Source organism: Mesorhizobium sp. P3_A9 (assembly GCF_056402975.1).
On record NZ_JBFUGJ010000327.1, the window covers coordinates 1 to 6,447 of the forward strand.

A 6,447-nucleotide genomic window follows, 5' to 3' on the forward strand; every position below is an offset into this window, starting at 1 on the left:
CCCTATCTGATCGCCACCGCCACCGCGTCGAACTGCGGCAGCGTCGCCACAATCACCGGCAATCCGCAGAATATGGTCATCGGCGCGCTGTCGGGCATTTCCTATCCCGCTTTTTCGGCAGCGCTGGCGCCGGTCGCCCTGTTTGGCCTCGTCGCGGTCATCGTCATCGTGCGCATCGTCTATCGCGCCGAATTCACCCGCAACGCCGAATTGACGCCGCATGTCGCGCGCGGCCGCATGCATCGTGGGCAGGTGCTGAAGGCGGTGATTGTCTGCATCGGGCTGGCAATCGCCTTCTTCGCCGGCGTTCCCGTTGCCAAGGCGGCACTGATCGGCGGCGCCATTCTGCTGCTCACCCGCGCCATCAAGCCGGAACGCATTTATCGCGAGATCGACGGTCCGTTGCTGTTCATGTTCGCCGGTCTGTTCGTGGTCGTTGCCGGCGCCGAAAAGACACTGCTGACGCCTGATCTCATCGCCTCGGCCAAGAATCTCGGCCTCGACGATGTCTGGCGTTTGTCCGGCTTTACCGCGGTGCTGTCCAACATCATGAGCAATGTGCCGGCCGTGCTGGCCTTGCGGCCGTTCATACCCGGGCTGGAAAACCCCGAACGCGCCTGGCTGGTGGTGGCGATGAGCTCGACGCTTGCCGGTAATTTCACGCTGCTCGGCTCGGTCGCCAACCTGATCGTCGCCGAGCAGTCCAAGGCTGCCGGCACACCACTGTCTTTCGGTGCCTTCTTCAAGGTCGGCTTGCCGCTGACGCTGATCACGCTCGTCGCCGGCACCGCATGGCTGGCGCTGGGGTTTTAGGCTGGGCTTCCTGAAATTCGCGCCCTGACCAGCATGGCTGCGGCTCGTCCGGCCGCCTCGATGTAGTCGGGATTGCGATGGATCAACATGATCGAAAAACAACCGTCGATCAGCAGCACGATTTCGCGCGCCACCGCCTGTGGTTCTTCGATCCCATGGTCGGACAACGCGTCAGCCAGCCATGTTTCAAAATTTGACTTGTGGCGCGACCCGACCTTGACCGCCGGATGGCCGGGCATCGAGGCGAGTTCCGCGGCCGTGCGCAGAAAGCCGCATCCCTTCCATTTCGGATGGCGTGCAACCCGCGCCAGATTGCTGAAGATCGCCTCGGCCTTGCGGTCCGCCCCACCTTCCGCCGCGTCGAACCAGCCGGCCATCTGCTGCAGATTGGGCTGATCGCGACCATCGAGATAGGCGGCGATCAGGTCGTCCTTGCTCTTGAAGTGGTAGTAGAGCGTACGCTTGGTGAGGCCTGCCTTTTCGGCAATGGCATCGACGCTGACGCGACCGATGCCCTCGGCATAGAACAGCTTCGTCGCGGCATCGACGATGCGTTTGCGGGTCGGGCTGGCGGGGTCAGACATGAAGCATGTATACCGACTAGTGAATATACACGCAATCGAAAGCATGTTCCTTTTCTCGCCGTATCTGAAAAGGAAAAACAATGACCGATCTTGTCCTGAGCGAGACCCGCGACGGGGTAACCGTCCTCACTCTCAATCGTCCGGAAAAGCTGAACGCGCTGAACTATGCCCTGATAGATCGCCTGCTCGCGATCCTCGACACGATAGAGACCGATAATGCGGTCCGTGCTGTCATTCTCACCGGAGCAGGGGAGCGGTCGTTTTCGGCGGGTGGCGACATCCATGAGTTCTCGGCCAGCGTGGCGCTTGGCGCCGATGCCGCAGTGCGCGACTTCGTCATGCGCGGGCAGCGGCTCACGGCGCGGCTGGAGGCCTTCCGCAAGCCGATCATCGCCGCCGTCAACGGGATTGCCTTCGGCGGCGGCTGCGAAATCACCGAGGCCGTGCCGCTGGCGATCGCCAGCGACCGTGCGCTGTTCGCCAAGCCGGAAATCAACCTCGCAATGCCGCCGACCTTCGGCGGCACGCAGCGCCTGCCGCGGCTTGCCGGGCGCAAGCGCGCGCTGGAATTGCTGTTGACGGGCGACTGGTTTCCGCCGCCGAGGGCGCTCGAACTTGGTCTCGTCAACGAGGTCGTGCCGCATGCCGAGTTGATGCCGGCAGCGCACGATCTTGCCCGCCGCATCATCAGGCATTCGCCGGCAGGCCTCGCCGGCATCCTCACCGCGGTGGCGCGCGGTATCAACCTCAGCATCGCCGAAGGGCTGCTGGTCGAGGCCGAGCAGTTCGCCCGCATGGTCCCGACCGCCGATCTCAGGGAAGCGCTTGGCGCCTGGATCGAGCGGCGCAAGCCCAGCTATGACGGCTCCTGGACGCACATCGCAAGGCCGGACGAGGCAAGGCGTGCCTCGCTGCGGCTCGACCAGGCGACKGGTCTGGGCAAAGCGTCAAGGTGACGCGTCATGCTGGGGGCGGGACGTCGCGGGCTGCCGCCGTCACTTCGCCCTGACGATGAACCCAAGCTGGCCGAGCACTTTCACCGCGCCGCTCTTGCCGCCCTCGAAGTCGCCCGAGGCCAGTCTCTTGCCCGTGGCGAATTCGTAGGCGGTGCCCAGGATCGCCTTCGGCGGATAGAGCCTGCTATCCGCTACCAGTTCATAGGTGGTGGTCGGAGCAAAGCCGTGTTCGGCGAAGAAGCGCTCAGGCCCCAGCCGGTCATATTCTTCCATCGCCCTCGCGACATGGGCGCGGGTCACGCTGTTCCAGGCAATCATGGCAATCATGGCAACCATGTCATCCTCCTCAGATCGATTTCACTTCGCCGCCATCCATGCGCAGCGTCGAGCCGGTGATCCAGCGCGCGGCTGATGAACCCGGAAGGCCATCAGCTCGGCGATCTCTTCGGGCTCGCCATAGCGGGCGATGCCGGCCTCCTTCGGGAAGTTGGCGGTCGCAGTGCGGCAATCGGGCAAAGCAAGCCGCGCATCGCCACCGCGTCAAGGTGCATAAGGACTAGAGCTGCGGCGGCTCGCGGATGCATATCACGCGGCCTGACGAGGCCGTAAGAAACCTCCGTCCTCCAAACAGCACGGCGCCTAGGCTTATTTTTCCTAAGCCTAGGCGCTAGAACTACTCGTTTGCGCCCAGGCGATCGCCAGCGTCATCCTCGTTGTCAATCGCAGCCGGCTTTTCGGCGAAGGCAATGGAGGCATCGTTGGTCGCTCTCGCTCGCAGGTCCTGGGTCCCCTCACATTGCGACATGTTCGCCCAGCAGCTGGCGCAGCAAACCAGTCATCAGACGACCGATGCCGTCATGGCGGCAATCGCCGGGGGCATTGAGCTGAACCGCTCGATCCACGAGACCGACTGTATAAACCTCAACCCGGCGACCAATGTCATGAACCCGAAGGCCGAGGCAGCGCTCTCCTCGGGCCTCGGATCGCGCCCGTCGCTTGGTTATCCCGGCGACAAGTATGAAATGGGCTTGGAAGGTGTCGAGCGGATCGAAGTCATCGCTGCTGAACTCGCGGCGGAAGTCTTCGGTGCGCAATATGCCGAGATCCGCGTGCCATCCGGCGCGATCGCCAATCTCTACGCCTTCATGGTCGCGGCCCGGCCAGGCGACAGCATCATTGTCCCGTCGCCGGCCATTGGCGGCCATGTCACCCACCACATGGCTGGTTGCGCCGGTCTTTACGGCCTCGATATTCACACGGCTCCGGTTGATGCCGACAGCTACACCGTCCATGTCGGAAAATTGCGCGACCTGGCCAGGTCGATAAAGCCGAAAATGATAACGATCGGCAGCAGCCTCAACCTGCTGCCGCATCCCATTCGGGAAATCAGGGCGATCGCCGACGAGGTCGGCGCGCTGGTCCTCTTCGACGCCGCACATCTTTGCGGCATGATTGCCGGGCACGCCTGGCAGCAGCCCCTCCAGGAGGGGGCTCATCTGATGACGATGAGTACCTACAAGAGCCTTGGCGGCCCGGCGTCGGGACTGATCGTCACCAACGATGCCGCTGTCGCCGAAAAACTCGACAGGATCGCATTTCCCGGCATGACCGCCAATTTCGATGCCGCCAAGTCGGCGGCGCTGGCAATCACGCTTCTGGACTGGAAGGACCACGGCAAAGCCTATGCAGCAACGATGGCGCGGACCGCAAAGGCCCTGGCCGACAGCCTTGCAGATCGCGGTCTGCCGGTGTTTTCGACGAGCAAGGGCTACACGACATCGCATCAGTTCGCCATCAAGGCGGCCGAATTCGGCGGCGGTCAGGCCGCGGCTAAAAAACTGCGGCTGGCCAACATCCTGAGCTGCGGCATCGGCCTTCCCATGGATGCGGTCGACGGCGACATGAATGGGCTGCGCCTCGGCGCGCCCGAGATCGTTCGCTGGGGCATGACCGAGGACGACATGCCGGAACTCGCGGCGCTTATCGCCAGGGGACTGCGCGGCAACGACGCCAGCGAACAGGTCGCCGCTGATGTCACGGCATTCCGGCGTCGGTTCAACAAACTTCATTTTGTGAACTGACGACCAGAACCCGCGGGCAAATGCCCGCCACTCTAAAAACAGGGGAATGAAATGCGCATAATCGTGCAGATGATGACTGCTGCCCTAATCACGGCTGCCGCTGTCGGCGTTGCGAGGGCGGATATCGTGTTCGGCGTCGCGGGGCCGATGTCGGGACCGAACGCCGCCTATGGAGAACAGTACCGCGTCGGTGTCGAAACCGCGGTCGAACGCATCAACGCCAATGGCGGCGTTCTCGGACAAAAGCTTGTCGTATCGGTCGGTGACGATGTCTCCGACCCGAAGCAGGGCGTTTCGGTCGCCAACAAATTCGTCGCCGACGGCGTCCACTATGTCGTCGGACACTACAATTCCGGTGTCACCATTCCGGCCTCCGAAGTCTATTCGGAAAATGGCGTCCTGTTCGTGACGCCGACGGCCACCAATCCGACGGTTACCGAGCGCGGTCTCTGGAATGCCTTCAGGGCATGCGGCCGCGACGATCAGCAGGGCTCGATCGCCGCCAAATTCATTCTCGGCCGCTTCAAGGACAAGAAGATCGCCATCGTCGATGACAAGTCGACAGCGGGCAAAGGCCTCGCCGATGAAATGACCAAGGCCTACAACGCCGGCGGCGGCAAGGAAGTCCTCCACGAGGAGGTTAACCCGGGCGAGAAGGACTACAGCCCGCTGGTGACCAAGATCAAGCAATCGGGTGCCGATCTCGTCTATTATGGCGGCCAGCACACGGAAGCCGGGCTAATTGTCCGTCAGATGCACGATCAGGGCGTTGCCGCGATCCTGATGGGCGGCGACGGCATCAGCAACAGCGAATTCGGCGCCATAGCCGGTGACGGTGCTGCGGGAACTCTGATGACGTCGTTCCCCGATCCGGCGACATTCGCGGAAGCCAAGGACGCCGTCGCCGATCTGAAGGCCAGGAACGTGCCGACCGAAGCGGTGACACTTTACGCTTACGCGGCAACGCAGATTCTTGCCGAGGCCATCGTCAAGGCCAAGGCCGATGATCCAAAGGCCGCTGCTGACTACCTCCATTCCGGCGCCGCCATCTCGACGGTCCTCGGTTCGATCTCTTACGACGACAAGGGGGATATCAAGCAGCCGGGCTTCGTCGTATTTGAATGGCAGAAGGCCGACGGCAAGCTGATCCCCGTCGCCCTCAAATAGAAACATCGCGTTGGCGGCCCGGCACCTGAAACTGGTCAACTGGCCGCCGACGCCGTCCTGGAATGCTGGATGGCTGTCAATCCGCCGCGACCTCGAATGCCGCCCCTCAACACCTTGCGGGCCTTTGAGGCTGCTGCTCGCCATGAGAGCTTCGCCAAGGCTGCGGATGAACTCGGTGTCACGCCGGCGGCCGTGTCGCATCAGGTCAAATCCCTCGAAGCGTGGCTTGGCTCGCCGCTTTTTGTCCGGCATGCGCAAGGGCTGCATCTGACGGAAGCGGGACGCGCGGCAATCCCGGCCTTCTCCACTGCGTTTGACGCCTTGGGCCTTGCCGTTCAAGAGCTGCGCATCTGGGCGCCGAAATCGCAAGTGAGTATCGCCGCGCTGCCGTCCATTGCCCAACTGTGGCTGGCCCCGCGCCTGCCGGCTCTGCGCGCCGCCCTGCCGGCTCTTCGTCCATCCATACACGCGCTCGAGGAGCCGCCGGATTTCAGGCGAGAGCCATTCGACCTCGCTATCTTCCTGACGAGGCCCATCTCCCTGACAAGGCAAGGAGCCGGCGGCAGCCGTTCCTTCAAGCTTTGCGACGATGTCCTGTTTCCGGTCTGTACCCCCGGCTTGGCTGCACAGCTGAAAACGCCCGCGGATCTCGCTTCGCAGCTCTTGTTATGGGACACCACCTGGACGGGTGATTGGAACCTTTGGTTCGACAGTGTCGGCATGAAAGGCCCATCGATCGATGCCGGATCGGAGTTTTCGCTTTATAGCCTTGCCCTTCAGGCCGCCGTCGATGGCGCCGGCGTTCTCATGGGACACGAGGTGCTGGTCTCTCGCGCCCTGGCGTCC

7 protein-coding genes and 1 pseudogene are annotated in these 6,447 nt (G+C 62.9%); 5 read left to right on the top strand and 3 right to left on the bottom strand.

The annotated features are described in order from the left end of the window. Positions 1-813: SLC13 family permease (locus tag AC1DX0_RS28670; RefSeq protein ID WP_477357774.1), on the top strand; the 813-nt coding region annotated here is incomplete at its 5' end. Here AC1DX0_RS28670 and AC1DX0_RS28675 read toward each other — a convergent pair. Further along, entirely contained in the window at positions 810-1,397 is a 588-nt protein-coding gene (locus AC1DX0_RS28675; RefSeq protein ID WP_477219287.1) for a TetR/AcrR family transcriptional regulator, read from the bottom strand. The genes AC1DX0_RS28670 and AC1DX0_RS28675 overlap by 4 nt on opposite strands. Before the next feature lie 80 nt (positions 1,398-1,477). Between AC1DX0_RS28675 and AC1DX0_RS28680 the strand changes: the two genes are divergently transcribed. Beyond that, complete coding sequence (locus tag AC1DX0_RS28680; RefSeq protein WP_477219286.1) at positions 1,478-2,353, top strand: crotonase/enoyl-CoA hydratase family protein; 876 nt, start codon at positions 1,478-1,480, stop codon at positions 2,351-2,353. 39 nt (positions 2,354-2,392) lie between these two features. Here the strand turns inward: AC1DX0_RS28680 and AC1DX0_RS28685 are convergent, their stop codons facing one another. Both AC1DX0_RS28685 and AC1DX0_RS28690 read right to left on the bottom strand, forming a co-directional pair. Beyond that, on the bottom strand, positions 2,393-2,689 hold the full coding sequence (locus tag AC1DX0_RS28685) for a ScoMcrA-related endonuclease (protein WP_477219285.1): 297 nt from the start codon (positions 2,687-2,689) through the stop codon (positions 2,393-2,395). 10 nt (positions 2,690-2,699) lie between these two features. Next, a pseudogene (locus AC1DX0_RS28690) lies at positions 2,700-2,851 on the bottom strand (SDR family oxidoreductase); the annotation flags it as partial. A 305-nt stretch (positions 2,852-3,156) separates the two neighbouring features. On the opposite strand from AC1DX0_RS28690, the gene AC1DX0_RS28695 reads away from it, so the two are divergent. The 3 genes from AC1DX0_RS28695 to AC1DX0_RS28705 form a co-directional block, all read left to right on the top strand. Next, a complete protein-coding gene (locus AC1DX0_RS28695) occupies positions 3,157-4,434 on the top strand; it encodes an aminotransferase class I/II-fold pyridoxal phosphate-dependent enzyme (RefSeq protein ID WP_477219284.1) in 1,278 nt (425 codons plus the stop codon). A 51-nt stretch (positions 4,435-4,485) separates the two neighbouring features. Next, complete coding sequence (locus AC1DX0_RS28700; RefSeq protein WP_477219283.1) at positions 4,486-5,601, top strand: branched-chain amino acid ABC transporter substrate-binding protein; 1,116 nt, start codon at positions 4,486-4,488, stop codon at positions 5,599-5,601. Between the two features lie 69 nt (positions 5,602-5,670). Next, positions 5,671-6,447 (top strand): LysR family transcriptional regulator (locus AC1DX0_RS28705; protein ID WP_477357777.1); only part of this gene is annotated, 777 nt, incomplete at its 3' end.